The following is a 26,286-nucleotide window of genomic DNA, read 5'->3' as shown; positions in this document are numbered from 1 at the left end:
GTTCATGCGCTCGAACCGACTTTGTTGAGCAGACCGCAAATGCGCCGGATGCCGTCGCTTGTCATTTGCGCATGGGTATACAAAAACATCAGATTCCGCTCGACCCCGGCGAAATTCGGAAAGCCGCTTCCCGACTCGTCCGCAAGATGCGAGAGCCGGTTGGCGCGGTAATAATCCTGAAGAAATCGGGCCTGGTACAGCGGGCAAGGATGCGCTTCCTGGAACGGAAGCCCTTGCCGTCTTAACTCGTCCGCCAGCTGCCGGTAAGCTTCGGGCGTGACGGACAAATGCACGACCAACCGGTGCCAAGACGATTCCCCTTCGATCAAGGGAAGCACGGGACGGACGGCGCCGGAATCCAGCTGCTCCCGATACAACCCGGCATGGCGCCTTCTCAGGCCCGACAGCTCCGCGATGCTCCGAAGCTGCCCGGCAATGATGCAGGCCTGCAGCTCGGACATTTGATAGTTGTATCCGAACGTTTCGTGATACGGCGTTTGGCGGGCACCCAGCTGAGCAAATCGGAACGCACGTTCGTACCATTCCTCATTTGCGGTAGCCAGAAGCCCTCCTCCGCCCGCCGAAAGGATCTTTCCTTTATTGAACGAGAAGACGGCCATGTCTCCATGCCGCCCTACCGGCCGGCCTTGAATCGTCGTGCTGTGAGCCTGGGCGCAATCCTCGATGACGCAGGCGTCCGGTTGTTTGGCCCGGACGATACCGACCAGCAGCTCCATATTGGCCGGAATGCCGTGCTGATGCACGACGATCACCGCCCGGGTCCGGGAATGGGCGTCCAGCATGCGCTCCAGCGCCTGGGCATCCATATTGAGCGAAGCGTCGGTGTCCACCAGCACGGGCAGCGCCCCGACGCTCAGAACGGCCATCGGCACGGATGCACAGACGTTCACGGGGAGGAGCACCGTATCCCCGGAACCGATGCCGGCCGCCGCCAGCGCCGTATGCAGTGCGGCTGTTCCCGAATCGACGGGCAGCACGTAGCGGAAGCCGTAATATTGCTGAAACAGCCGGCACATCTCGCCGATGTAATCCCGGGATAACGGCGTATTGCTGCCGTAATGCTCGATAATTTCCAACACGGCCTCGCGGTTCAGCATAGCTCCACCGCGGACGGGGCGGCCGCCGAGCTTCGGGCAGCCTCGTCCTGCCTCTTGAGCGCCAAGCCTTCCGCCGAGTTGGCATACAGGTGAACGGCATACCGGTCGAAGTGGGCGTCGCTCCAAATCGTTTTGAATTGATCCTTGCTCCCCCACAGATCGATCATCCGAAAGCCCCGTTCGAAAAACTGCTTCGTCGTTTCCAAGCGCAGGATGACGCCGGGCGAGAACGCAGCGTACTTCGCTTTGTAGCCCCATTTGATCGCCATCACCTTGCCCTCGAAAAATAAATTATATTCAAAAGCGACCGGCTCCCGCTCGTTGACCAGCAGCCACAGCTCCGTCATCCCGCGTTTGGCGCCCTCTTCGGCCAACGTTTCGTAGAAGATGTGCTGGCCTTCCCGCGAGGCCATGTCGCTTCTCTCCTCGTACTTCCAGCTTTCGCAATCGATTTCCAGCAGCTGCCGAAATCCGTGCCTGATGTCTGTCTCCTTCGCGTACGATTCAATGCGGAACGGCGACAGCGCCTGCAGTTTATCCGGCTTGTTGCGCAAGGCGTTTTTAATCTTCTTCTTGCGCGTCAGGTAATAGCTTGAAAAATCGGTACGGATCTCGACATATGGGGACTCGTGGCTCTTATAAATAAAAAACGGCATCCCCTCGCCCTGGGCCCAATCCGTTAAACCCGCAAAGCCGTAGCAGGAGGCGTCGACCTCCTGAAACGAAACCTTCAGCAAATCGGCATAGTTATGGCGTAAATAAGCAAAAAAGCACTCCAGCACCGGGGCGTCCTCACTTACCGTGCTGTACGGCACGATTTCGGTCAGCACCTGCACCGCCGTTCCCCGGCAGCCTTCCCCACGAACGGGCCTCGCGACAAAGGGAATCGCCGACACCAGCGTGTCGGCTTCCCACAGCGTCGCGACCCGGACATCGAAAAAGCCGGCGTACCTTTTCCAGCTCGCATAGGCCCATTCGTACGTCAGCGCCACGTTCCGCGTGACCGCCTGCTCCAGCATGCGGTCCCAGGCCGTGCGTATCGCCGAAAAATCGCTAAATTTTTTCAGTTCAATAATGTGCAGCTTCATCCCTAACCCCCAACACCGTGGCGGCGATCCGGTCCGCGCCGTCGGTACCTGTCTGATGGATGAACTCGCGCTGAAATTGCCCAATTTGGCGGTGAATGCCGGCATCGTGAATCTGCGAGTGAAGCAGCTGAAGGAACATCTTCGTCTGAACGTCATCGTCAAAGAACGCCTCCATGCCGGACTGAACCGCCATGACCGCTTCTTTCTCCGGCATGTCCGGGTCGAGGCGGAAGCTTGGATCGAACAGGCTCCAGTTTAACAGCTCCACCGGGTACGACAGCTCCAACAAATAGTTCAAAATCAAATGCTGGCTGTAATTTTGCGGAGGCAAAAATACGGTCTCGATGCCCATGGCGTACGCCTCCAGCAGCGTTGTCAGACCCGGCGTCGTAATCAGCAGGGCCGAATCCGCCAGCAGGCGCATGAACTCGTCATGCGGCAGCGATACGATCCGGTCCGCAAACCGGTATCCGCGCTGCCGCAGCTCGCCGGCAAACCGTTCGCCGCACACGACGATCACTTCGTCGAACGTCTCCCAGCTTGCCTGCTCCAGCAGCTCCATCATCCGGTACGGGTAACGGATTTGACGGGAATCGTTGAAAATATTTTCGATGCCTCCGAAATGAACGACCGCCCTGCGCTTGACCTCGGGCTGCCGGGCCGGAATATCGATAATTCCGCCCACGACGACAGGGTTTCGAATCGGCAGGTTGTTCGACCTTTGCTCGGCGATGAACGTGTTTTGCACAAAATAATGATCCGTTTGAAACAGCTCGGGAAACTCGTCGAAATGCCCCGTATCCCACATCCAGAACAACGAATCGATATAGCCCCGGCGGACGCCGGCGGGGAGATGCTTGACGAACAACGGCTCCATCGCCGTGAGCGCGTAATCGAAGGAAGCGGACAGCCCGGCAAGCTGCCGGGCGCCCTCCTCCTCGTATAAGTTGAGGTGTACGGTGTCGCACACTTGCTCGCGCCGCATAAAATCATAGGCGATGCCGCTGCCGCAAAACGTCAGCTCGGCGCCCCCGGCCTTTAATTTTTTGGCGACGGTCAAGATTTTGGAAACCGGGCCGTACCCGAAGGGCACGGCGTTCAAAAGGATCTTCATCCCGTACCCCCCTATCAGGTATAGTGCAGCGTGTATTGATCCACTTCCTCCAAAATCTGGTCGACCAAGCGGTCCATGTCCGCATCCCCGAACAGGATGGGCTTCACCTGCGTGACCATCCCGAGCCCGGTAACCATCGGCGTATACGATTCGTCCTCATGCAGGAACAAGAGAATCGGTTTGCCCTTCGCGGAGGCCCATCCCAGCTCCACGTGCACGCCTCCGGAAATCGGCGCCCATCCGGGGAAAGCCACGACCAGGTCCGCATTGCCCATCTCCTGATAATCGAGCCGGGTCGCCAGATCCGGTTCCATCAGCTCTTCGCCAAACACTTCTCTCACTTGAGCGGAAAACACGCTGTGCCCCCGCTCCTCCAACCGCTTCACCGCGTTCGTAATAAAATGTTTGGCAGACTCGTGGAAATTTCCGTCTGCATCCAGCAGTTTCGTAAATGGATAGGCCAAAAAAATTCTCATGTTATTTTCCTCCCTCATAGGACGCCATAATGTGTTGTACCGCCTCGGATATGGTTTCGATTGTGTCCATATCGTATAAAGGAATAACCGGAATCCAAACGGAAAGACGGGCTAGCCGTTCCGCCGCCGGGCACATGCCGGGCTCGTATCCGACCCGCGATTGGGCAAAGGGCGAACCCGACGAATGCGCCACGCGCCGGTTATAGAACATCCGATTCTCGTATACGGCCGAATTGTAGGACGGCGTAGTCAGGACGTTTGCATTTTTCAACCGGGCGATGATTTCGTTTCGGACCTGTTCATCCCCGACATAAAAGCATTCCGCTACGCCGCAGTCGCCCTCCGGGTCCGGCATTCGCCGCAAATGCAGCCCTATCGCCGCCAAATTATGCCTCAATCGCGCTTTAAGCTCCCTTAACTGCTTGAGCAGGCTGCGCGATTTTCGAAGCTGAACCCTCCCGATCGCCGCCGACAATTCGCTCATCCGGTAATTTTCCCCGAAAAAGCAAGCCTCGTTGTTCCATGTCGGAAACCCGTCATGGCGGACGCAGCCTTGATCGTGGTAGATCGCCGCCCGTTGATAAAGCTCGTTATCCCGCATCGCCACGGCCCCGCCTTCGCCGAGCGAGACGATCTTGTTCGTCTGAAAGCTGAAGCAGCCCGCTGCGCCCAACGTGCCGAGCTTTCTGCCCTTGTAGGTTCCGCCGAAAGCTTGAGCCGCATCTTCGATCAACGGAATCCCGCGCCCGTTCGCGATGTCGAGCAGCGCTTCGAGCTCGGCGGCCACTCCCTGCACATGCACACAGATGATCGCCTTCGTATTCGCCGTTATTTTCGCCCGGACATCGCCGGGGTCCATGTTCATGGATTCGTCGATGTCGGCAAAGACGGGAACGGCATGACAGGCCACGACCGCATTGGCCGTCGCGATGAAGCCGTAGGCCGGGACGATCACCTCGTCGCCGGGACCGATCCCGAGCGCCTGCAGCGCCGTCTTGAGCGCCGCCGTGCCCGAGCTGACCGCCAGGACGTGCTCCGACTCAAGAAAGCGGACCATCTCCGCCTCGAATTGATCCGTCTTGCCGAGCAGCTGCGGACCGTAGTACCGGAAGATGGATTTGGAGCGCATCACCTCCAGCACTTCGTTGATTTCTTCTTCATCCATCAAATGCGCGCCCAAAAAATGGCCGGGAAGCGTCGGAGTGACTTCTTTCATCGTTTCACCTTGTGTTTTCATGGTTTAGGAGTCCCAGCTGAACGAATAGTCGGCCGCCTCCAGCTGGCGTTCGTGATAGTCCTTGTTCCACTTCACGTTGGCCGGCTCGCAGCCGGTGCACACTTGCGGCGCCACCTGCGAGAAGCTTTGCCGGTTGCTCGCGAACTGCGACTCGTTCCAGATATCCTTGAACGGCCTCTCGAACACGCCTTCCACGCTGAGCGGCTTCCCTTTCCGGTGGGGAAGACATTGACATGCGGTCATGCTGCCGTTCTTGGCGTCGATATAGGAGACGTACAGCGGGACGAAGCACTTGCTGTACGTTAGCGCCTTGCCCTTGGAACAGCCTTCGATCTCTTCCTCCGACGTGCCGAAAATAAACGGGTTGACCGCATTCAACCGGACACGGCTGGTTTGCAGCCTATCCTGGATACGGGCCGCCACCACGTTATACTGCCTGATTTCGTCCGGGGTTAGATACATGCCTTTGACATCCTTGATCGGATTCAGCCGCCACAGATCGACGCCGATCTCGTCGAGCAGCGGAATGAATTCGTCGAGATGATCGTACGTCCGGTTCGAGACGATGCTGTTCACAACCAGCTTCAGGCCGCCTTTCTCCCGGTCGCGCAGCCGGTTGATTTCCGCCAAGCCCTCCACGGCATCCTCGAACAGACGGGGCGTGCCCCGGAGCGTATTGTGGATCTCCGCCCGGGGAGAATCCAGCGAGCAAACGATGCCGGTAATGCCGGCGTCCACCAGCTCGGCCGCATAGTGCTTCAGCCGGGAGCCGTTCGTAATCGTGCTGACCCTTAGCCCAAGCGAGCGGATGAAGCGAATCGCCTCCATCAAATCCTCGTACAGCGTCGGCTCGCCGCCGGTAAAGCGGATTTCTTCCGTATCCAGCTCGGCCAGCTCCGCCGCCAGCTGCTTCAGCTTCTCCAAGGGCAGCCGGTAAATGTCCGTCGACCCGGCGAACCGGCACATCTTGCATTTGGCGTTGCACGCTTCCAGGATACGGATATAAGCGATTTTTGGGCTTCTGGGAACGGCGGAGACACATGTGTTCATCATAACCATACCTCCTTTACATCCTGATACGTGTGTTGTTTGTACGCTCTTGCAAACATGCCGTTGACCGTCGTTAAAAATCCCGACGCTCGGGCGTATACGTCCGTCTGTGCCGCAAGTTCCCGTTCCGTGTGCCAATGGGAGAGATAGGAAACGAGAAGATCGTCGCAGAGGCCGAGCTTGCCCAACAAGGCGGGCAGAGGCTCGGAGACGTACAGCTTATCCTTTTCCTCTCCATGGTCCATCCTTGCCCCGGCGATATTCGGGCATTCCGGATGAGCGATCATCGCCGGCGCCTTCATGCTCAACCGCCCGGCCAATTTCCCCGCCACCGCGACGGCGCGCGCCTGATTCACATTTTCCGCGCTGATGACGGACGGATCGGCCAGCCCCGTGACATGCTCCGAAAAGGCGGGCAGGTAAAGCATTAAAGACCTCTTAAACGCCGTGACGTACCTTTCGTAAAGCGGATGTTCCCGGGGGAACGAAGACGAGCCGTCCGGGGCGTATAACCCGCAGATATCCTCCGTGCCGATCAGAGCTCCGTACCGGTCCGCCAGATCGTCCACCACCGCTTCCACCTCCGGCTCCGACGTGCAGGTAAAATGCAGGCGTTCGAGCGGAAACCCGATTGACAGCGCATAATAGCGGACAAAATGATGGAGCACGCCCAGCATAACCGACCAATGCTCGTCATCCAGCGGAGACTTGCCGTCTCCGGCCAGGATGGACAACTGCTCGATCTCGATCAGAAGCACGCAAGGCAGGTTCAGGCACTTGGCCGCACGGATCGGCGCGATGAGGTCGATGCAATCCTTGACCGTGACGTTGCGCGCCTGCCCGCGGGTAAAGACGAGGCACGGCCCCCCAAGCACCACCGAATGAGGCTGCACTCCTTCGCGAAGCAGCGTCTCCGATACGCCGAACGTGCCTTTCCATACATCGCAGGATGCCGGCTCCGGCGGCCAGCCCTGCCTATCGGCGGATAACCCGTAGCGCTGCCTGAACTGCTCCGCCGTCAACCGGTAAACCTTCTCGATCAGCGCATCCATCTGTCATGCCCCCTTATGCAAACGGCGTCGTCAACCCTCAAATAAACCAGTCCAGCAGCTGATAAAATTGGATCTTCTCCCGATCCGGACGGCTTATCCCGTAGCGCTCGAAAAATACGGGCACCCACGCTTCGCCGTAATTGTAGACGATGCTCTTGGCAGCAATCGCCAAATCCTGGTACTTGTCGGAAACGCCGCCGTTGCCCCAATCGACGAACCCGCGAAGCTCACCGTCCTGCACGATCATGTTGGTGAGACTGTAGTCGCCATGGGTAAACACGATCTCTTCTTGAATGGTCTCGCTCGTTTTCACCAAGGTTTCGTATAAGACGTCGACGTTATCGACCTCGTATCGGTCAAGAATGTCCGCGACGATCAAATTGTCCGCCATATTCCGGCGCGCTTTGTCCATCTGCCGGGCCAGCCGGTTGTCGAAAGGACAGCTTCCGGCAGGCACGCTGTGAATTTGGCGCAGCCCCGCCGCATACAGGCCGATCACCCGCTCCGTATCGTCCGGCGACCCGGGGGCCCCGGCGCTAATCGGGTTTTCGCCTTCGAGCGCTGCGGTGATTAAATATTCGAACGACCGTTCCTTCGCATAATGAACGACTTGCGGCACGGGCAGCTTGCCCTGCAGCCAGACAAGCCGGTCTTTCTCGGCTTCCAGCGAGATCGCCGGGGTGAGCGGGTTGCATTTGAGATACACGCCGCCGTTCCCGTGTTTGTCCTTGATAAAGAAAACCTTGGACACGGAATGCCCGATCTTCAGTTCGTTCACCTCCTGAAAATCCATGCGTTCCGTTACATGCGGAGGCGCGCTATCCCCGATTGCCGATATCCAGTCCATTGTGTGGCCTCCCCAGGTTCGTTGTCATTTGATTCGCAATTCGCTCCAACAGCTCTTCCATATCATGCTCGCAATAGGCGTCCGCGAGAACAATCAGCTTTTCCTTGGCCTGATTCACCGCTACGCTCAGACCGGAAATTTCAAACATCTCGCAGTCGTTTTCCTCATCGCCGAATACGAGGCATTCGCCGGGAGCGTCCCCGAATGCCCGGCATAAAGCCTGCAGCCCGACAGCCTTGGTGATACCCCCCTGCTTCACTTCATACCAGTCGGTCGTCCTTTGCTTCTCGACGATCAGGGAAGGCGACACCTCGGGCATGATCTTCTCCAGACGTTCGAGCATATCCGTCTGACCGGGCATGAGCACAATCGTCACCGGAGGGGCCGGGGGCAATTCGCCGCCAATGACCTGCACGGCCTCCCGGCCGATCTTCCAGTCCTCGGCGTACAAGCATGCGCCGGCTTCCGATGTGGCGCAGGCAGACTCCCCCTGTTCGAAAATCATGTCCCCGGACCTGCCACAAGCGTCCAGAATGAGCCGGACATCCCGCATGTCGATCGCAGCTTCGTATAAGCTGCGTCCTTGACCGTAATCGTAAACGGTTCTTCCGTTGAAGCAAATGACGGGGCAGTTCATCCGCAGCCCGTTCTTCCGCAGGAAACGCCTGACCGACAGAACGGTTCGCGCCGTAGCCAAACTGACGGGTACGAGCTCCGTCAACCGGTTAAACAGCTCGATCATGCTCGGCTTCATCGGAATCCCCGGCAGCTTCAGCGTGCCGTCAATGTCAAAGACAATCCGTTTGACCCCATCCAGATTATGGATGATGCGTTCTTTGCTCATAGTTCTCATCGAAAACCAGCTCCTGCGCCAGATTCAGCAGCCTTTCCCGGCTGCCTCCGCCCGTCAATTTCATAAACCGCAATCCGGGGGTGCCGAGCAGCGTATCCTCCACTTTCCTCTCGCTATGATTGGGGACGCCGATCCAATTCGGATAATTCGGGTCCACAGGCGTGTACAGGGAGGATTTCAGCTCGCGGACAATATCCTCCCGCCGGTGCAGCGGTTGAACCTGAAAATCCGGCATATCGGGAACATACTGCTTAAAAATGACCACATGCAGCGGAACTTCCCTGACCACCGGCACCTGCCATGACGACAGGCGCTGAAGCGGAATTTCATACTTTTCCCCGTTCCATAAGGCGGGGTCCTGATGAACGAATGCCTGTAAGCCGGGGTAGTCGGCAACGGTTTCCGCCTTAAGGCGAATCTCCGAGGGCCACCCGCTAAACCGGATGTCCTGCCCGTCCTTCCAGAAAAAAGTCCGGTCCGGACCGACGCACGCCGCTCCCGCGTTCATAAGCCATTCCATCAGAAGCGTCGATTTGCCGGCCCCCTTCTCCCCTATAATCGCTACCCCCTTATCCTTGGCCCGCAGCGAGGAGGCATGAAGGACAAAGCCGCCCCGCCGCTCCAATTCCGATCGTAAAATGCTGCGGATCGTCGCGCTTGCGTCTAGAATGAGCGAGCTGTCCGGCTTCCTGCCTATCGCTGCCGCCAGCTTCCGGCCGTTGTCGACGGCGATCAGATTGCCGCTTTCCGCATTGGCGACGTAACGGACGGTTGCATCCTCCACTACTTTTCCCCTCAACGTCCGGTAACCTGAGCTCTGCGCGATGACCGTTTCCTCTTCGGCTGCCTGCGCAAACCGTTCGAAGTCCCAGGCATCGCTGACCATAGCCGAAAAGCGCCAGCCACCGGCCGGCAGCTCGGCCCCGCTTTCCCCGCCGAAAGCGGGCGACAGCACGCCGTGTATTTCCCGATAAAGCTCAGGGTCTGAGCAAAGCAGCCGCACGGCGCACTCTCCAAGCCGGTAATCCGCCGAATGGGCCGGGTGCTCCAAGCTCCCGCATTGTTTGAGAAGCGACGCCAATTCCCTTCGATCCATGGAACACCGTCCTTTCGATCCAATTCCATCGAATGCTTTTCTGTTTTTCACGGAACTTCTAGGCGACGATCTGCTTATACCAGCGCTCGAACGAAAGCAGCTTCCACAGGTCGGCGGCCGCCGAAGCTTCCTGCTCCCGCACGAACAACTGCCGCACGGCCTCCCGGTCCAGCCACTCCCCTGCGAGCACACCTTCCATCATTTCCTCATAGAAGGAATGGCGGATATCGAGCAGCCAGGCTTCATGCGAAAAGAAGGTGTCGAAGCCGAACTTTTGGTCGAACAGCGCTTCGCGGGGCAGTTCTCCGGCCAAGCCGAACTTGGGAATCGCCTTCGGCTGTCCCTCCGCGATTTTCAGCTCGAACGGAATCGCATTGGCGAACTCGATCATGTCCGGGCTGAGAAACGGGCTGCGGATGCGTTTGCCGTATTTCCTTCCCGACCCGTGCGCCACGGAAACGTTATCGCAATGGCCTTCATAGAACATCTCCAGGAAGGAGACCCGGTCGATCGCCTCACAGTCCCGGTACGGATTGAGCCGGTTAACCAAATAGAGCTCCTCCGGATCGTGCTCCGCCGCCCATTGCCTGAAATGCTCCGCATACAGGCCTATGCTTTTCCGCTCATTTTCCCGCAGGCCGTGGCTCCCTCTGCTGCGCGCGAACCGGGGCACCAAGGTTGGCGTTCCCTCTTGCGGCCGTTGGTACCGTAAATATCCCGCAAACAGCTCGTCTGCCCCGTGACCCGCAAGAATAACGGACGAAGGGTCGGGGAAGCTTTTGCATAAATAATCGTTATGCAGCGTAATCAGCTTGCCGCAGGGTACATCGTAGCTTGCCGCAATGTCGCTGATCTCCGCATCGGTCGGAGGCTGATAGTGTACGGTAAGCATCGGAACCTTCAAGTAATCCGTCACCAGCCGTGCGCGGTACAGGTTCAAATCCTCGCCGCCCTTGGAGGCGTAGGTCAGGCACACCGGCTGTACCGGAACGCCGTTCTGCACGCAGGTCAACAAAATGCCGCTGGAATCGACCCCTCCCGAAAAGGCAATGCCCGTGACTCGCCCGGTGTCGCGCAAGCGCAGCACCGAATCCTTCAGGATGCTTTTGAAGGTTTCGTAGAGCTCCGGCATATGCCGCTTTTCATACGTTTTGCGGTAGCTGGGCGTCCAGTATCTCCACACGCGCTGTTCCGAGGCATTGGCACGGTAGGCCTGCCCGTACTCCAGCGCGGAAATGCCTTGAAAAGGCGTGTGTCCGCCCAAGGCCGACCCGTAGATCATATATTGATCGATGGCGTGCTTGTCGAAGGCCGGTATTCCGCCATGCTTCAACAGCGGCTTCAGCCGGTTGGAAAACCATAGCTCGCCCGGCTGGTCTTCCCTGACGAACAGCGGTTGCTCGCCCAGCTTATCCGTCGCCAGCAGCAGCTCGCGCTTCCTCCGGTCGTAAATCACCAGCGCGAACGTCCCGTCCAACCGGGAAATCATCCCGCTTCCTTCACGCCGGTAAAGCTCTTTCACAAGCTCTTCGGCAGAAGCGGATCGGACGCCGGACGCATCGGCCAACGAACCGGCATTGTAGAGCTCCCCGGCAAACATCACGAAAGCCTCATCCTCGGGCGCTTCGGCGGAAACGGAACGCGCGCCTTGCACTTGGCGGTCGTCCAGCGTATAAATCGTAAGCTGCGGTTCGCCGTGCGCTTTCACCCATCTGCCCAAAAAACATTTCATTGCCACACCTCCGAAGATCCAGCTTGGCGGCCTGCCGTGCGCTTACTTGTAATTGAAAAACTGCTTATCGTTCACGCCGGAGCTGATATTGACCAGAATGACTTTTCCCTTGCTGCTTTTGGCTTTATGAATGACGCCTGCCAGTTGGTACCCCGTCTCCAAAGCCACGGATACGCCCTGAGATTGATAGAACCGTTCCGCCGCTTCCTTCGCCTCTGCCGGGGTGAACGTTTTGGCCTCGATGATGCCCTTGGAATGAAAATGGGCGACGGCCGGAGCTACGATCGTGGAGCCCAAGCCTCCGATATAGGTGCTGTCGTTCAGCCCCTTGAGGCCGTAAGTATGGACCAACGGATAATAATCCTGGCTGTCGATCGAATAATAGCCCATTTCGCCCTTGGTCAAAATCGGGCACGGCTCCGCTTCCGAGGAGAAGACCTCCACTTCCCTGCCGTGCTCCAGACGGTCTGCCAGAAAAGCGGATGCCGTCCCGAGAATGTTGGCGCCGCCTCCGCAGCTTCCCACCACGATGTCGGGATATTTCCCCAAGGCGGCGAGCTGCTCCTTCGCTTCAAGCCCGATCACGGTTTGCGGGATGACAAAATAGCCGTACACGCTGCCGAAAATATAGATCGAGTCTTCCATCTTTTTCGTATATTCGATCGCCGAATCGGCCGACAACGTCAGCAGGTCCTGATGGTACTGGTCCAATTTGACGACAATAACCTCCGCGCCGGCCTTTTCCATCTGCTGCTTCCGGTCCGGGCGGACGTTGTTGCTTTCTTCGTCAATGAAACAAAGGAGGCGGATGCCAAAATGCTTCGCCGCCTGGGCCAGAGCGATTCCCCAGTTCCCGGTCGTTTCGGTCGTGATCGTTTTTACGCCGTCCTTATGGCACATGTACGAAATCAGATACGCGCTGTTGGCCTTGTGATTCCCGGAATGGGTCGCCCCTTCGTCTTTGATGTAGATCTCGCAGTCCGTTTCGATCGCCTGCTCGAATTTTTCCGCCCGGAACAACGGGGTCGGACGATAGCGCGAATAAACCTCCTTCACTTGGTCGGGAATCGGAATCAGCTTGTCTCTGGACATTTCCAGACGGGCCAGCGAAGGCGGGAACACGCCGAGCAAATCGTTTTCGGTTAACGCTTCCTTGCTCTGTTGCCGGTACATGCCGTAATCGAAAAAGGCATTGATATTTAAAAAATGGTTAATCATAAACTCCCTCCTACCGCACGATTTTCCGTGGTTTTGCCGCTTTTTTTCACCGTGCGGAACACATGATCCCATAAGGTGATGAAAAAGGAATAATTCCAGCGCTGCACCCGATGATGCTGCAGATGATATTGACCGATGGCAAAAATCCGCGTAACCACCCCTTTGATTTTAGGATTGTGATCCAGCACGTTGCTTGAGAAAAACACCTCGTAAAAGTAGTGAAAAATCAATAGCGTAACGCCGGGCACCGGATCGATGATCGCGATAATGACGACCGGCAGCGTTAACGAAATCCAGACGTCCAGCGAAGCCTTCCAGCTTCCGAACCAGAAAAAGAAGCTGCCCAAGGAAGGCGCGTAAGACTCGCCGTACTGGACCTTGTGATGCGCTTGATGAATTTTAAACAAAACGTTTCTTTTATGCGGGATGTGGGCAATCCGGTGAATCCAATACGAGCATAACGTCCAGATCATGAAATAAAAGATAAGACTGAACACAAAACCGAGGTAGCTCATGACGTATCACCCCCTTTCCCGTGACCGCATGAACTTCCCGTAGAGCCGGTTTATTTCGCCGCATAGCTCCCCCTCGTATTTTGCAGAATGTACAGCCGGCGATCCTCCACAACAAACTCGACATATCTCGGCGTCCGGTAATAGCTCTCCAGCTCGGTGAAAAAGGCTTTAAGCTGGTCGTACGCTTCGGGGATATCGTCCCGTAATTCCCGCAAATCTTTTTTCCGCTGCAGCGGAGTCAGATTCAAATACGCTCCCGACTGCCGCATCAGGTATTTGCCGAAATCTTCCGCCTGTCCCGTGCGCGGGTTCCGGGTATAAGCCCTCCCGCTGCAGGAGTGCGCGTTCCAGTTGGCGTACACCATTTGCTGAACGATCAGCCAGCGGTTAAAATGGCGCCGTCCCGCTTGCTCCAGCTCTTGAAAATGCGCATAGATCCGCTCAATGTAGTAGAGCAGCTCGTCGACCGTACTCCCGAACGGACCTTGCGACGGGTTCCGGGCCGCTGCCCCGGGAAGAAGACTGCCTTGAAATTGCCGCGCTTGCATGGCGTATTCTTCTTGAAGCCTGCCGGCAAACACATCGGACCGTTTCGCTTGCCCGTCGGCTTGAGCCAGTCCGATATTGACCATGGATTCCGGCAGCCGTACGTCGCCGTTCTTGTCCCCGCATCGCAGGGAAAACAGCAAAGGAGGTTTGTCCGGTTCGAAAATGCCGATTTTTTGCCCGATTCGGCGCTCGATGTCCGACAGATGCAAGGCCAATGCAGCGCCAAGTCCCTTCGGAACGGCCCCCTCCTCTACAAATGCGCAATAAGCTTCCGGAACGATAATCAGCCCTGTAGGAACACGGGCTCCGAGCTGCGTTGCGACGGACAAGCCCTTGATTTTCTCATCCATGTCGCTGTCCGGCAGCCGCATCGTATCCTCCCAATGGACGACATACTCCTTGACTCGTATATAATTCACCCCCTTTATATTATAGTTTGAAATATATTTTATATTTTACATAATATTACTTATTTAAGTTATAAACCCAATTATAATTCCATATTAAAAATTTGTAAATGACCCCTCCGATTTATCCGTTAAAACAAAAAAAAATCCGCGACAGGGGCGGATTGAAACAAGCTATCATTTGGGCAAGCCGGCTTCTTCATTCGGACCCGACAACCGTTTGCCTCGATCATAGGCAACTACGATCATCGACGCGCCCAAGATAGCGCAAACCGTATACATCAAGGAATAGGAGGAAAGATCCGCGACCGGGCCCATCACGACGCCTCCCAGCGAAACGCCTAAATCGGCCATGGCAATAAACAAACCGATTAGCACATTGCGATTCGCCTGCGGCAGGACAAAGGTCAAATACGTTGTCAGCGTCGGATAAAGGAGCGCCTGAGCCGTTCCCATCAAGACGGCGCCCGCATAGAAAAAGATAGCGCCCCCTGTCATCGAAAAGCCTACGCATTCCGCCGCTGCCGCGAGCAGGAGCATCGTCCCCATGATAAAGGACGAATGCCATTTGCCGTCCGAAGGAATTTTTTTTCTTAAAGCAAACCGAGCCAACACCACCGTGCCTGCCTGAAGCATGAGATAAATGCCGGCATGGCCGCTTTTTAATTGCGCCGCGTAAAGCGGGATAAAGGCGGTAACCGCTCCAAATACGATGGACGCGACCAGCATCAAGACGCTGCATTTAAATAAATGCGGATTTTGTACCAACTGGCCGAAGGACTTAAACATACTCGCTCTCTGCTCCGCAGGGTTTGGAACAGGCGGGGCCGCTTCTTTGTCCATTTTGGCGCTGTACCCAAATACCCCCGTAATCAGGGCAATGGCTACCATCGCTGCGGTAAAATAATTCGTATCCCCCGATTGCCAAATGCCCAGCGCCAGCAGAGGGCCAATGATACCCGGAATATACGAGAATAAGGAGTATAGAGAAATTCCTTGGGAACGATCCTTCTCCGGCAGCGCATCAATAATGCCGATCTGCAGCGCCATTGAAAAAAAAGCGGTCGACACGCCCTGCAAAATACGTGCAACCAAAAAGCCGCCCAACCCGGTCAACGTATACAGGATTAAGGCAAAGCCGTTGATCATAAGAATCATGCGCAGCACCCGGATCGGCCCGTGCTTTTGAATCATATGGCCCGCCCACGGCCGAAAGAACATGGTCGTAAACAAATATGCCCCCATAATGAAACCGACCGTTGTATTGCTGGCTCCCAGCGATTCCCCCCGCAGCGGGATTATCACATTCAGAATCGAATTGGCGCTAAAATAAAGCAGGGTTAATACATATAAACGCAGAAAAGGCCAGGATAAAGCTCCGCTCACAATGTTCTCTCCTCCTAATATCAGTTAAACCATGATCATCTGCAATAATTTTTTGGCATACTCCGACCGCACGTCTTTTAATTGTTCGATAGGGGCCGTCTCTTCGATTTGACCGTTTCGAAAAATGACGACTCTGTCGCAAATATAGGCGGCGGCCTGAATATCGTGAGTGATAAAGATGTAGCTCATGCTGTACATTTTTCGCAATTCTTTCAATAATTCAAGCACTTGCATTTGAACGGACCCGTCCAGAGAGCTGATGGCTTCATCGAATAAAATACATTTCGGTTCGGATGCGATGGCTCTCGCAATGCACACCCTCTGAGCCTCTCCGCCGGACAACTCATGAGGATATTTTGTTCGATAGGACGGACTCAAGCCAACTTGATGCAGCAGACGATCTATCTTGCTTCGATCATCGGTTCGAACCTTTCCTAGCAGGGTTAAAGGCTCCCTAATAGCTTTTTCCACCGTAAAAAACGGATTAATGGAAGATGTGTAATCTTGAAACACAGCGCTGATGCTGCCTACTCTCACTCTTCGATCCCGTACACTCTTTCCCTCAAAAAAAATGTCGCCGCGATCAGGCTTTTCAATTCCCAGGATCAACCGTCCCAAGGTTGATTTGCCGCTTCCGCTTTCTCCGATAATCCCGAGACATTCCCCCGGCTTGCATTCGAAGCTGACATTTTTTAACACGGTTTGCCTTTCTCCGGAAAACAAACCGCCTTTTCGATAAGATTTTTCCACACCGTCGATGCGCAGCAATGCTAACTCCTCCCCATGATTCTCTTAAAATGATGGTTCAGCGCCAGTTTAGTAGACACCAAATGTTGGGTATACTCATGCCGCGCTTCCGAGAAAATGGTTTGGGTGGCTCCTCTTTCCACAATTTCTCCATCCTTCATGACCAGAACTTCATCGGCCATTTTTTGGACAACGCCTAAATCGTGAGAAACAAAGATCATCGAGCAGCCCATTCGCTCCCGTAATCGAATCAATTGTTCCACCACCTCAAATTGCGAAATGGTATCCAGTGCCGTTGTCGGTTCGTCCGCGATAATCACGTCCGGCTCCAATACGATGGCCAGCGCAATCATCACCCGCTGCAGCATTCCGCCCGATAGCTGGTGCGGATACTTATTCATCAGCTCCATCGGATTTTTCAGCATGACGCTTTCCATCGCCTGTTTCATCCTCGCTTCGATGTCGTTGTTACTCCAGCCGAAATGCTCGACAAGCGTCTCTTTCAGATGAACGCCGATGACACACGAGGGATCGAATGCGCTCATGCCGTTCTGTACAATCATGCACAGCTGTTTTCCCCGCTTCTTTCTCATTTCTCCTTCCGGAAGCTGGGTTAAGTTCTCGCCTTTGAACACAATGTCTCCGGATTGGCGAATCCAGGCTTTATTCAATCTCATGATCGCTCTGCAGGTCACGGACTTCCCGCTTCCGCTTTCCCCTACAATGGCCAGACAGCTTCCTTGCTTTAATTGGAATGAATGGTTGGCAATCAACACTTTCCCGGTGACGCTATCCCATAGCTTCAAATTTGCAACTTCCAATATATTCATAAACCGGTTAAGCCACCTCTTTTCCTTGAAGCTTATTGTGCGAGGTTCTTAATTTAGGATCCAAAGCAACCTGGAGCGCATCAGACAAAAAATTGATCGCCGATACGACCACCATGATGGCTAACCCCGGGGCTAACATGAACTCCGGTCTTGAAAACATGACTTCCCTTGCCTCGTTCAACATCATGCCCCATTCGGCAGCAGGAGCTTGAACGCCTAACCCGAGGAACGAAAATCCCGATACTTGCAAAATCGTCGAACCGAAAGAACCGCTTGAAATGACGGCAATCTCGGCAAATGTAACAGGAACCAGGTGTCTATAAATAATTTGGATATCGCGGACTCCCGATGCTTTGGAGAACTTGACATATTCCGATTCGGCATATTGCATAACGGACGTTCTGATTACCCGGGCAAACCACGCCCATTTCATCAACACAAAGGCAATCAATATATTCTCAAGTCCTACGCCTAAAATCCCGACGATCGCCAAGGTCATCACATATCCCGGAAAAGAAAGCATCATATCGCAAATTCTCATCACAACGGCATCCGCTTTGCCTCTAAAATAACCCGCTATAAAACCCGGAATCGCCCCGATCAAAATACAGAGGACCAACGCCACGAACACCCATAACACGCTGGGGCGAATTCCATAAATTAATCTGGATAACATGCATCTCCCCAGGTGGTCGTTGCCTAACAGATATTCCCACGAGGAAGCTGCATACCGGAGGTTCATGTTGACCTCCTCCGGATCATGGGGCGCGAATAAAGGGGCTCCTATACCAACCACAACGGTTACAACAATGACGCCTAAAGATAATGCGGCTATCTTATCTTTAAGTAAATGTTTGAATAGTGTCATTTAGATATCCTTTCTTAATCTGGGGTTCATCGCCGCATTCATAATATCCGATAGAGTGTTAAACAAAACAAAGGCTGCCGCCAAGACAAGAACGTACGCCTGAATCATCGGAAAATCTCGGCCAAGAATTGCTTTAACGCTCAGACTCCCCAGCCCCGGCCATGCAAAAACATTTTCTACCACGACCGTACTTCCCAATATCATAGGGATCGCCATACAAAAGACGGAAACGGCGACCTGCAACGAATTTCTTAAAATATGCATCGTCATTTTCTTCTCTGGCAGGCCGCATGCTCTACCGTACAGGACATAGTCTTCATTTAACTGACTTAACATCGAGCTTCTGACGATTCTGAAATAAATGCCTGCATAACCGACGGCGATTACAATAACCGGTAAAACATAGCTTTTGTACGAATCCATCCCGCTGGTGGGCAGCAAATCCAGCTTCACGGAAAAATACCAAATCAATATCGCCGCAAGCCCATAGGACGGCATGGCCGTGAGGAAAAAGGAAACGCCTCGGACCGACTTATCCGTCATTTTTCCTTCTTTCATCGCACAGATCACGCCTAGCACAATAGAAAGCACAATAATGACCACAATGGAAACTAACGTTAGCTTTAACGTATTCAGAAATGCCGGGCCAAGCAAGGACCAGACCGGTTTTCCCGTGACATAGGAACGCCCGAAATCCAGCTGCAAGCATGCCGTGACCCAATCGAGATAGCGTATCAGGAAGGGCTTATCCAGCCCCAGCTTTTCTTTCGTCTGCGCAATTAATTCATCCGTGATTGTGGGAACACCCTGCGCTTGAAGCACCACTTCGGCCGGGTCCAAAGGAGATAAATTGACCAAAACAAACGTCATAAATGAAATGACTACAAGCAATGGAACGGACAGGCACAACCTTTTAACGATGTAGCTTCCCATCGAAAATCTCCTCTGCTCATAAATAAAAAGGGGAGAGCATCCCCTGAGCTTGTTGAGAAAGTGGTGAATTGAGGTAATAGAGGTGTACGAGGGGGTGGGGTATCTACTTCCGACCGCTCTTGTCATCGGGAAATTTGATTGGAAAGCCGCTTATTAGCGGATATTTCCCGATGACAAAGGCGGACGCTATCGCTTCTCCAGTAGATACCCCACCTCCGTATGTTTCTCTATTTCAGTCAAAATCCTCTTTTTCAACACTCTGAGGGGAGAGCATCCCCTTTTATCTTCTATTCGAAGTGCATTTGCTCAAACGGCAGCTCATACTGCGTTTGCTTAAACGAGATGCCCTTTAAACGCTTTGGAGCAACGACAGTGACACTTCCATTGGTAATTGGAATAAAGACGGCTTCGTCATGAACCATGGTTAAAATATCCGCATACAACGATTTTCTTGTTTCTTCGTTCGCAGATACCATGACTTCATCGATTTTCTTGTAAAGCTCGTTCGCTTTCGCCATGCCTTTTGTCGTATGTAAATAAGAAGACTCGGACGTAAAAGCGGAGATTGTATTTTGCGGATCGTACGCAAGTCCCCACGTCTGATTAAATAATAAATCGTAGTCGCCGGTTGATCTTCTCTTGGCGATGGAGGTCGATTCCTCGCCGACAAGGTCCAGTTGGACCCCTATCTTTTTTACCGAATTTTGAATCAATTCCGCCTGCGATTTCTGGGAAGAAGAATTGACATCGTAATAAAGCTTCATGGCCAATTTGCTTCCGTTTTTCGTTCGGACTGCGCTGCCGTTCTCCAAGCGCCAGCCCGCTTCTTCCAGAACGTTCTTGGCTTTGTCCAAATCAAAGCCCCGCTTCTTCAAATCGACGTTCGCATAATGGACGTTGGGCGAAAATAACGTATGGGCCGGCGCTTCAACACCGTTAAAAATTTGCTTGCTGATGGTGTCTCTATCTATCGAGTACCAAATCGCTTCGCGAACGGCGGTTTCATGTACCGGATGATCGGCTTTACCGCTATTGGCTACGATCATTTTCGTATTCATCGCTTCGCTTCTTACCATCTGGTACTTGCCTGAATTCACCAGCGTATTCATAGCTTCCACATCGAGACTGTCGGTCCCCCGATCATCCGTAAATACAAAGTTCACTTCTCCCTTTTTCAAAGCTAAAAAGGTCGTTTCCCCCGCCGGAAGAACTTTAGCTATAATTTTCTTCACTTTCGGCGGGCCGCCCCAGTAGTTCTCGTTTGCTTCAAAAGTGGCATACTGGTCGACTTTATGTTCCGTGAGAATATAGGGTCCCGTTCCTTTGTAGCCATTTACGCCGTCTTTTGTTTCCCCGTTGATCAAATTTTTGGGCGAGATGAATACGTAAGGCCGGGTCATCGACAATTCAAGCAATGTCGGGTAATAGGGCTCGGATAAGACCAATTCGACCGTATACTCGTCTTTGACATGGCAGCTCGCTATTTTTGTCGACAGCTTGATCCAGGAATGCTTTTTGGCATTATGCTGTACGGCATCGATATTTTTCTTCACCGCTTCGGCGTTAAACGGCTCCCCGTCATGGAATTTCACATCTTTTCTCAGATGAAAGGTGTATACTTTTCCATCCTTCGAAACTTCCCACGATTCGGCAAGCCATGGTTTTATCCCGTCTTTCGTATTTTCAACCAGCGATTCGTACACCATCCCTTGGGCCGGCATAGAACCTGCGTACAAATGAGGATTCATGTCGTTCATATCTTTGGCGGTTGCATACACTAATTCCTTGCCGGTATCGGCCGAACCCGTGTGCGCTTCTTTGCTATCGCTGCAGCCGGCAAGGACCGCCATGGCATACATCACGACAAGTAAAAAAAACAGCTTTCTGATTTCCACCTTGTTTCCCCCTACAATAACGGCTAGTTCAACGCTTGGATTCCCAACCTTTTTCCGATTTCGCTGCATATCATCTGCAAATCTTCGGCAAAACTCCGGACGACAAAGGCATCGGACAACCGTTCGCCTTGATGAGCTTGCGCGGCCTGTTCAATTTTGCTTTCGTAGGTCCGAATGAACTTGTCGATGGTGGGGCACTTCGAGCCTACATATGTTGCGATTCCTTGGATGATCTTGATCCGGTAATAGTCTTCCTTCGGCATTCTTGGGATATCCCACTCCCCTTCCCTGCTGACAAACAGGGTTCGAATGGGAACCGCGGAAAAGTCGAAATATTTGCCCTCCTGATCCGGCTCGGAGAACGGGTCGATCAACAGCGAGGTATAACGGATATACAATAAATATTGTTGATGAATCGTCTCCAACTCGTTGAAATTGTCGATATCATGACGCGATAAGCTCTCCAATCTCACCGGATAATTGTCATCCGTCATAAATTTAAGCAGATTTATGCCTTTCATATTCATGGTTTCGATCATACTTGTAATCTCTTTCCATTGGGCCAGCATATCGCGAATCAAGTATTGCGTGATGGGTCCTTCGGGATACATTTTATACACATACTTCTTGGTCCGGACTTCTCCAAATATGACACGGAGCGAAAAATCGTTCATAAACAACGGCGGGTGAACATAGAGCGATATATTTCTTGTTTCCGCCTCTAGGGGAGCTTGCATGACTTCCAGAGCGATGCCCAATTGTTCGTATAGCTCGCAAAGCGTTTCGACATTCCGGGACGGATGCCGCGTCGAGCCGATAAAAAGCTTTTTCTTGACCGCCGTTGTGATGACATGATTGGACGGTCTGTCATGCATCCATCGCGTATCGCCCAAGTACGTCGAAAAACTGATGATTTCCGCGTCCGAAGCAAGGCCGTGCATGTAATTGCGGATTAAGCTGTTAGAACCGAACGTCGGAGAGACCAGAACGATACACTTGATTTGTTGTAAAAGCTGCTTATCGATTTGCTTTAAAACCCCGATATAGGCATCCGCTGTGACGGACAAAATCAAGGTATCCCATTCCCCCGTAATGGTCCCGTACCCGTGAAAAACGTGATCGACGAGGCATTCGCCTTTCATTGCCCGGTGCTTTTCATTTTGAATATCTGCACGAATGAAACGGTTATTTTGCTTAAGGGCGGTAAAAAACGATTCCGAACGGACGGATTGTCTCCCGACGATGCCTACGCAGCCATTCAACCGATTTTTTAAAGTGACGGCAAGTTGAATCGATACAGGACCCGTTCCCAACACTAAGACTCGCCTAAAATCGCTCATCGCTCATCCAAGCTCCTTTTCTGCAAAAATGTAGTTCAGGCTTTGGCATACAATGCAATATCGAATACATGATCCGGACGCAGTACGGTTTCAACCACCTTCCATTTTCGCCCGTCCACTTCTCTCCTCGGGTAATTGAACAAAGACTTCAACCGATCGCCATATCTCATCGCCACAATCACATGTTCATTGGTTAACGCATGTAATTGATCCAACAGGTCGTATTTATTTTCAACCGTCGAACTAAAGATGATATGGGTCGCGTCTTTCGTAAAATCAAGATTTTCGACGAACGCGTTTTCCAATCTGATCTTCAATCCTTTTCCCAACGCACCGACAACTCGCGATCCGAGTTCGATCGCCTCATCGTCAATGTCGATGCCCACCACCTCCGCTCCTGTCCGCTTGGCAATGAGTAGCGGCGTCATCGGAAACGAACCTGAGCCTACCAGCAATACTTTGGATTCGGAAGTCACTTGAAAACTGCCAAATTCTTGTTCGATGCAGGATTCGATATTTTTGAAATAATCGGTGATCCCGGCCTGCCCGTCCAGCAGCTTCAGTGCGCGGTATTTCTCCATAATCGCGACACAAAGGGCCGAGTTTTTTCTCAAAGCCTCCACCTGTTGTTGAAATCCGCCGGGCTCTTGCTGTTCCAGTTGATCCCAGGCTTCTTCATTCCTCTCGTTGGTTATGAAATTGGAATAATCATTAATGATCTTCTCCAACTCCGAGCTAGGATGGATGGTACGGTCATATTTCCCGGCGAGCTCTATAAACTTTTCGGAATATTCCGTCAAATGTAACTGTAAGTTTTCCGTCGCATTCATTCGTTTCTCCCCCGTATGTAAATGGCTAAATCTCTATAAAAGCTTTGCCTTGCGCTACGATTCCAACCGAGCCTTCGATGGCCAGACTCGTCAATTCTTCTTGATCCCAATCGGCAGTCACACGAATCGTGCCGCCGGGCTGCCTGATTTGCGCAGCAACGGCCCCTTTATTTTTCCAAGCCAGATAGGCTCCTAAAGAAGCTGTGCCCGAACCGCACCCCCTTTCCCATACCATGCTGTCCAGAGACGGGACATAAATGAGCGGTGCCATTTCATCCGGGCCGGATTTATACAATAAAATGCCGATCAAGCTGGACCCTAAAGTTACTCCAAGCAACTTGGCTAAAGCTTGCGCCGTTTTTCTCACCGTTTGATGGAATTGCTCTACTTCGATGACGATATGAATATAATCTTGGTATCTCACAATCACGATATCCAAATCGTGACCGTCATACGTTATGGTTGTCCGTTCTATCTTTTTCGGAAGAGGCATCGTCACTTGACAAACATATTCGTCTGCAGTTCTTCTCACTTGACACATGACGAAATGATCCGTTCCCGAAGCTTCTAATACGATGCTTGTCATATCATGAGGCTCAAGTCCTTCTTCGGCTGCAAGAAAAGCGGCCAGTGCCATGCAAGCATTCCCGCAAAATTCGCCTCCGGCCATTTGCAAATGAGCGGCAGCAGCATGTTTAACCGGTTGCTCAATAAACCCTACTTGTTCGGCATACACGTTGTCGTAAGACATAAGCTTTGAAGCAATGTGCTCATACTCTTCAACCGGATGATTCGTTTGAACAAGAACCGTCATATTTTGCGTAGGATTAAATTTTATAAAATCGATTTCCTGTCTCATCCCAACTACCCTCTGACTATAAATTTGATGTAGCGTTTTTTTGCTTCGTCGGTTTAATTAGTAAAAATTACGATTACGAATTAAGGAAGATTATACCTATAATGTAGGACAGCGTCAATACTCATTCTGCTTTTTTGTATCGCTTGCGAGTCGTTGCCTATGCCGGGGCACATAGCAAAGCGCATGCCGGCATCGGCATGCGCTGCTGAAAAGCTTTTTTATTGTTCTTTAACATTTTCCGCATATTTTTTGAAGTTGTCTAAAATCGCTTGCCATCCGGCTTGCTGCATCTCGATAGCGTTGGTCTCTTCCGCTTCGAACGATTCGATGATTTTCGTATCGTTGTCCTGGCGAATAAAGGCGATCTTCACTTTTCTACCGTCGGCGATCGTATAGGAGATGCTCTCGTTCATGTTCACCTCGTCGTATACTCCGCCGAAATCAAATCCAAAGCTGCCGTCTTTGGCTTCCATTCTCGAGACGAATTTCCCGCCGACCTTCAGGTCATTCTCGGCGTACGGCGTGTGCCAGTCATCGGAAGCCTTATTCCATTGCGTGATATGCTTCGGTTCCGTCCAATACTTCCACACGCTTTCGACGGGAGAATGAACGATGGCTTCTACTGTTATCGTTACCGGTTTATCTGTTCCCATTGCATAACCTCCTAAATGATGATTCTATTTTACTTACAACTATTATAGCATGTAAGTGGCAGCTGGATTTCTTTTCACTTGCTATATTACGGTACCTGCTGCCCGAAATTCAGTCATTGCACTCAACCTGCCGAAATCGGCTATTATCTGGTTACAATAAAGCAATATACTGGAACTCCTTATCTATCAAGGAACCTGATCATTTTGTTTGCGATTTGGTAGGACATTCAACAAAGTACGTTCCTCGAATTATCTTCACATTTTCTGCACCAAGACAAAATCAGATCTTCAAAAGTTCATGACGTTCCTTCAATGCCATGAATAACGACGACAATTCTTAACCACGTTACCGCGCAGATAATGCATCCCAAACGCTCATCATTTGAGTTATGGCAGCATCAATGGCCTCGTATGGAACACCGTCCCGGGCTTGCATGGAAATTCCTCGTAGAAATGTTTCAAATAACATAACGACCATGGAGATATCCGTGGATTCGGGGAATTCACCGTTAGCTACGGCTCGTTCTATACATTCTTTTATCCAACCCCGGACCCTCTCTCGCTCCTTGGACAGCAGGTCTCGGATATGTTGTTGCTCGGGCGAACAGTTTACGGCGGACAAAACCAACAAACAACCTAAAGGATGGGAGTTCTCCGTCTGCATCCGCGCCGATTGCCGCAGTCCCAGTTCCATTGCTGCTTTCGATGTCAAGCTTGTATCCCTGAAAGATTCCGAAACATGTCCATAAGTAGATATATATTGATCCACCGCTTCGCGGAACAGCGCTTCCTTGGATTCAAACGCCGCGTAAAAACTCGCCGCCGAAATATCCCCCATCGCCGCCCGCAGCTGAGCCAGTGAAGTGGATTCAAAGCCGTATTCCCAGAACAAAAGCATGGCGGCAGCCACCGCCTCGTCACGATTAAATGAGCGTGGACGCCCCGTTCGTGGCATAAGATGACCTCCTTTATTAATTTTATACTAATCGATCCGGAAGTCCTTGACAAGGGAGCATGGTTAAACTTAATATATGGAATGATCGATCTGCAATTCAATTCGGCTTAACTGGAAAACTCATGGTTTTTGCTCAATTCCTTCTGTAAGGGATGTGTCGATAGATGATAACCTTTAGAGACAAAACATATCGCTGTACCTCGGAAATTGTACTAGGCTTAGTCAGCGGCAAATGGAAAATATCCATATTGAACCAATTATCCAAAGGCCCGGTACGGTTTAATCAGCTGCAGCGTCTGCTTCCCGACGCGACCCAACGCATGCTTACGATGCAGCTAAGAATGCTGGAAAGCGACGGACTCATTATTCGCAAGGTTTATCCGGTTTCGCCCCCAAAAGTAGAATATGGCTTGTCCGAGCTGGGCGAACAATTGGCTCCCATGCTCACGATGTTATGCGATTTTGGCACCACCTATATCGAGAGTTATCCCGATGAAGCATCGTACACCAACCAAAAGCATTCCTAAGGAGTCGCTTCAAATATTGAAACTTTAAGAGGTACCCAGGGTGGGTACCTCTTAACCTTATATTCCGTGATCACAAGCTTCCTGTTCGGTTAATAACCCGACCATCACAAA

The 26,286-nt window shown here is 52.6% G+C and carries 26 protein-coding genes; 1 reads left to right on the top strand and 25 read right to left on the bottom strand.

The features are described from left to right. Positions 1-2 precede the first annotated feature (2 nt). The 25 genes from KQX66_RS05215 to KQX66_RS05095 all read right to left on the bottom strand — a co-directional run bounded on the left by KQX66_RS05215 (position 3) and on the right by KQX66_RS05095 (position 25,648). Positions 3-1,118 (bottom strand): DegT/DnrJ/EryC1/StrS family aminotransferase, encoded by a 1,116-nt coding sequence (locus KQX66_RS05215; RefSeq protein WP_216790606.1) that lies wholly within the window; start codon positions 1,116-1,118, stop codon positions 3-5. Next, positions 1,112-2,206 (bottom strand): GNAT family N-acetyltransferase, encoded by a 1,095-nt coding sequence (locus KQX66_RS05210; protein WP_216790603.1) that lies wholly within the window; start codon positions 2,204-2,206, stop codon positions 1,112-1,114. The genes KQX66_RS05215 and KQX66_RS05210 overlap by 7 nt, the downstream gene beginning before the upstream one ends. Continuing rightward, complete coding sequence (locus tag KQX66_RS05205; protein ID WP_216790600.1) at positions 2,187-3,320, bottom strand: glycosyltransferase family protein; 1,134 nt, start codon at positions 3,318-3,320, stop codon at positions 2,187-2,189. The genes KQX66_RS05210 and KQX66_RS05205 overlap by 20 nt, the downstream gene beginning before the upstream one ends. 14 nt (positions 3,321-3,334) lie before the next feature. After that, positions 3,335-3,796: a nucleoside 2-deoxyribosyltransferase gene (locus tag KQX66_RS05200; protein WP_054972943.1), complete on the bottom strand. Its 462-nt coding sequence runs from the start codon at positions 3,794-3,796 to the stop codon at positions 3,335-3,337. Between the two features lies 1 nt (position 3,797). Continuing rightward, positions 3,798-5,033, bottom strand: coding sequence for a DegT/DnrJ/EryC1/StrS family aminotransferase (locus KQX66_RS05195; RefSeq protein WP_216790597.1), 1,236 nt, complete (start codon positions 5,031-5,033; stop codon positions 3,798-3,800). Between the two features lie 3 nt (positions 5,034-5,036). After that, positions 5,037-6,086 carry a radical SAM protein gene (locus KQX66_RS05190; protein WP_216790594.1) on the bottom strand — a complete coding sequence of 350 codons (1,050 nt, stop codon included), beginning with the start codon at positions 6,084-6,086 and terminating at the stop codon, positions 5,037-5,039. Beyond that, the gene (locus tag KQX66_RS05185; protein WP_216790592.1) at positions 6,083-7,135 is read right to left on the bottom strand and encodes a hypothetical protein; all 1,053 of its coding nucleotides are present in this window, start codon (positions 7,133-7,135) and stop codon (positions 6,083-6,085) included. Before KQX66_RS05185 ends, KQX66_RS05190 begins: the two co-directional genes overlap by 4 nt. Positions 7,136-7,172: 37 nt before the next feature. Beyond that, on the bottom strand, positions 7,173-7,982 hold the full coding sequence (locus KQX66_RS05180; RefSeq protein ID WP_216790589.1) for an APH(3') family aminoglycoside O-phosphotransferase: 810 nt from the start codon (positions 7,980-7,982) through the stop codon (positions 7,173-7,175). Next, positions 7,954-8,835 (bottom strand): HAD hydrolase family protein, encoded by an 882-nt coding sequence (locus KQX66_RS05175; protein WP_216790586.1) that lies wholly within the window; start codon positions 8,833-8,835, stop codon positions 7,954-7,956. Before KQX66_RS05175 ends, KQX66_RS05180 begins: the two co-directional genes overlap by 29 nt. Then, a complete protein-coding gene (locus KQX66_RS05170) occupies positions 8,801-9,931 on the bottom strand; it encodes a phosphoenolpyruvate carboxykinase (ATP) (RefSeq protein ID WP_216790584.1) in 1,131 nt (376 codons plus the stop codon). The genes KQX66_RS05175 and KQX66_RS05170 overlap by 35 nt, the downstream gene beginning before the upstream one ends. Positions 9,932-9,989: 58 nt before the next feature. Beyond that, on the bottom strand, positions 9,990-11,663 hold the full coding sequence (locus KQX66_RS05165) for an asparagine synthetase B family protein (RefSeq protein ID WP_216790582.1): 1,674 nt from the start codon (positions 11,661-11,663) through the stop codon (positions 9,990-9,992). Positions 11,664-11,705: 42 nt separating this feature from the next. Next, positions 11,706-12,881: a pyridoxal-phosphate dependent enzyme gene (locus tag KQX66_RS05160; protein WP_216790580.1), complete on the bottom strand. Its 1,176-nt coding sequence runs from the start codon at positions 12,879-12,881 to the stop codon at positions 11,706-11,708. After that, positions 12,878-13,396: a sterol desaturase family protein gene (locus tag KQX66_RS05155; RefSeq protein ID WP_216790577.1), complete on the bottom strand. Its 519-nt coding sequence runs from the start codon at positions 13,394-13,396 to the stop codon at positions 12,878-12,880. Before KQX66_RS05155 ends, KQX66_RS05160 begins: the two co-directional genes overlap by 4 nt. Positions 13,397-13,446: 50 nt before the next feature. Beyond that, the gene (locus tag KQX66_RS05150) at positions 13,447-14,316 is read right to left on the bottom strand and encodes a hypothetical protein (protein ID WP_216790575.1); all 870 of its coding nucleotides are present in this window, start codon (positions 14,314-14,316) and stop codon (positions 13,447-13,449) included. 213 nt (positions 14,317-14,529) lie between these two features. Then, a complete protein-coding gene (gene cntE / locus KQX66_RS05145) occupies positions 14,530-15,738 on the bottom strand; it encodes a staphylopine family metallophore export MFS transporter CntE (RefSeq protein ID WP_216790572.1) in 1,209 nt (402 codons plus the stop codon). Between the two features lie 24 nt (positions 15,739-15,762). Continuing rightward, on the bottom strand, positions 15,763-16,506 hold the full coding sequence (locus tag KQX66_RS05140; RefSeq protein ID WP_216790570.1) for an ABC transporter ATP-binding protein: 744 nt from the start codon (positions 16,504-16,506) through the stop codon (positions 15,763-15,765). A 2-nt stretch (positions 16,507-16,508) separates the two neighbouring features. Next, positions 16,509-17,315, bottom strand: coding sequence for a staphylopine uptake ABC transporter ATP-binding protein CntD (cntD, locus tag KQX66_RS05135; RefSeq protein ID WP_216790568.1), 807 nt, complete (start codon positions 17,313-17,315; stop codon positions 16,509-16,511). Positions 17,316-17,322: 7 nt separating this feature from the next. Next, entirely contained in the window at positions 17,323-18,183 is an 861-nt protein-coding gene (cntC, locus tag KQX66_RS05130; protein WP_216790566.1) for a staphylopine uptake ABC transporter permease subunit CntC, read from the bottom strand. After that, positions 18,184-19,116, bottom strand: a complete 933-nt coding sequence (gene opp1B, locus KQX66_RS05125; RefSeq protein WP_216790563.1) for a nickel/cobalt ABC transporter permease — start codon at positions 19,114-19,116, stop codon at positions 18,184-18,186. 287 nt (positions 19,117-19,403) lie between these two features. Beyond that, complete coding sequence (gene cntA / locus KQX66_RS05120; protein ID WP_438804175.1) at positions 19,404-21,005, bottom strand: staphylopine-dependent metal ABC transporter substrate-binding lipoprotein; 1,602 nt, start codon at positions 21,003-21,005, stop codon at positions 19,404-19,406. A 29-nt stretch (positions 21,006-21,034) separates the two neighbouring features. Continuing rightward, the gene (locus tag KQX66_RS05115; protein ID WP_216790561.1) at positions 21,035-22,351 is read right to left on the bottom strand and encodes an opine metallophore biosynthesis dehydrogenase; all 1,317 of its coding nucleotides are present in this window, start codon (positions 22,349-22,351) and stop codon (positions 21,035-21,037) included. 35 nt (positions 22,352-22,386) lie between these two features. Next, complete coding sequence (locus tag KQX66_RS05110) at positions 22,387-23,181, bottom strand: SAM-dependent methyltransferase (RefSeq protein ID WP_216790559.1); 795 nt, start codon at positions 23,179-23,181, stop codon at positions 22,387-22,389. A gap of 25 nt (positions 23,182-23,206) precedes the next feature. After that, entirely contained in the window at positions 23,207-24,040 is an 834-nt protein-coding gene (locus KQX66_RS05105; RefSeq protein WP_216790557.1) for a histidine racemase CntK family protein, read from the bottom strand. A gap of 218 nt (positions 24,041-24,258) precedes the next feature. Next, the gene (locus KQX66_RS05100) at positions 24,259-24,693 is read right to left on the bottom strand and encodes an SRPBCC family protein (RefSeq protein WP_216790555.1); all 435 of its coding nucleotides are present in this window, start codon (positions 24,691-24,693) and stop codon (positions 24,259-24,261) included. A gap of 346 nt (positions 24,694-25,039) precedes the next feature. Continuing rightward, entirely contained in the window at positions 25,040-25,648 is a 609-nt protein-coding gene (locus KQX66_RS05095; protein WP_216790553.1) for a TetR/AcrR family transcriptional regulator, read from the bottom strand. Positions 25,649-25,812: 164 nt separating this feature from the next. Between KQX66_RS05095 and KQX66_RS05090 the strand changes: the two genes are divergently transcribed. Further along, positions 25,813-26,175 (top strand): winged helix-turn-helix transcriptional regulator, encoded by a 363-nt coding sequence (locus tag KQX66_RS05090; protein ID WP_216790550.1) that lies wholly within the window; start codon positions 25,813-25,815, stop codon positions 26,173-26,175. Positions 26,176-26,286: the final 111 nt, after the last annotated feature.

This window comes from Paenibacillus oleatilyticus, from assembly GCF_018998565.1.
Lineage (GTDB): Bacteria > Bacillota > Bacilli > Paenibacillales > NBRC-103111 > Paenibacillus_G > Paenibacillus_G oleatilyticus.
Note: the sequence above shows the minus strand (reverse complement) of the source record. Positions and strands in the feature narration are given on the sequence as shown.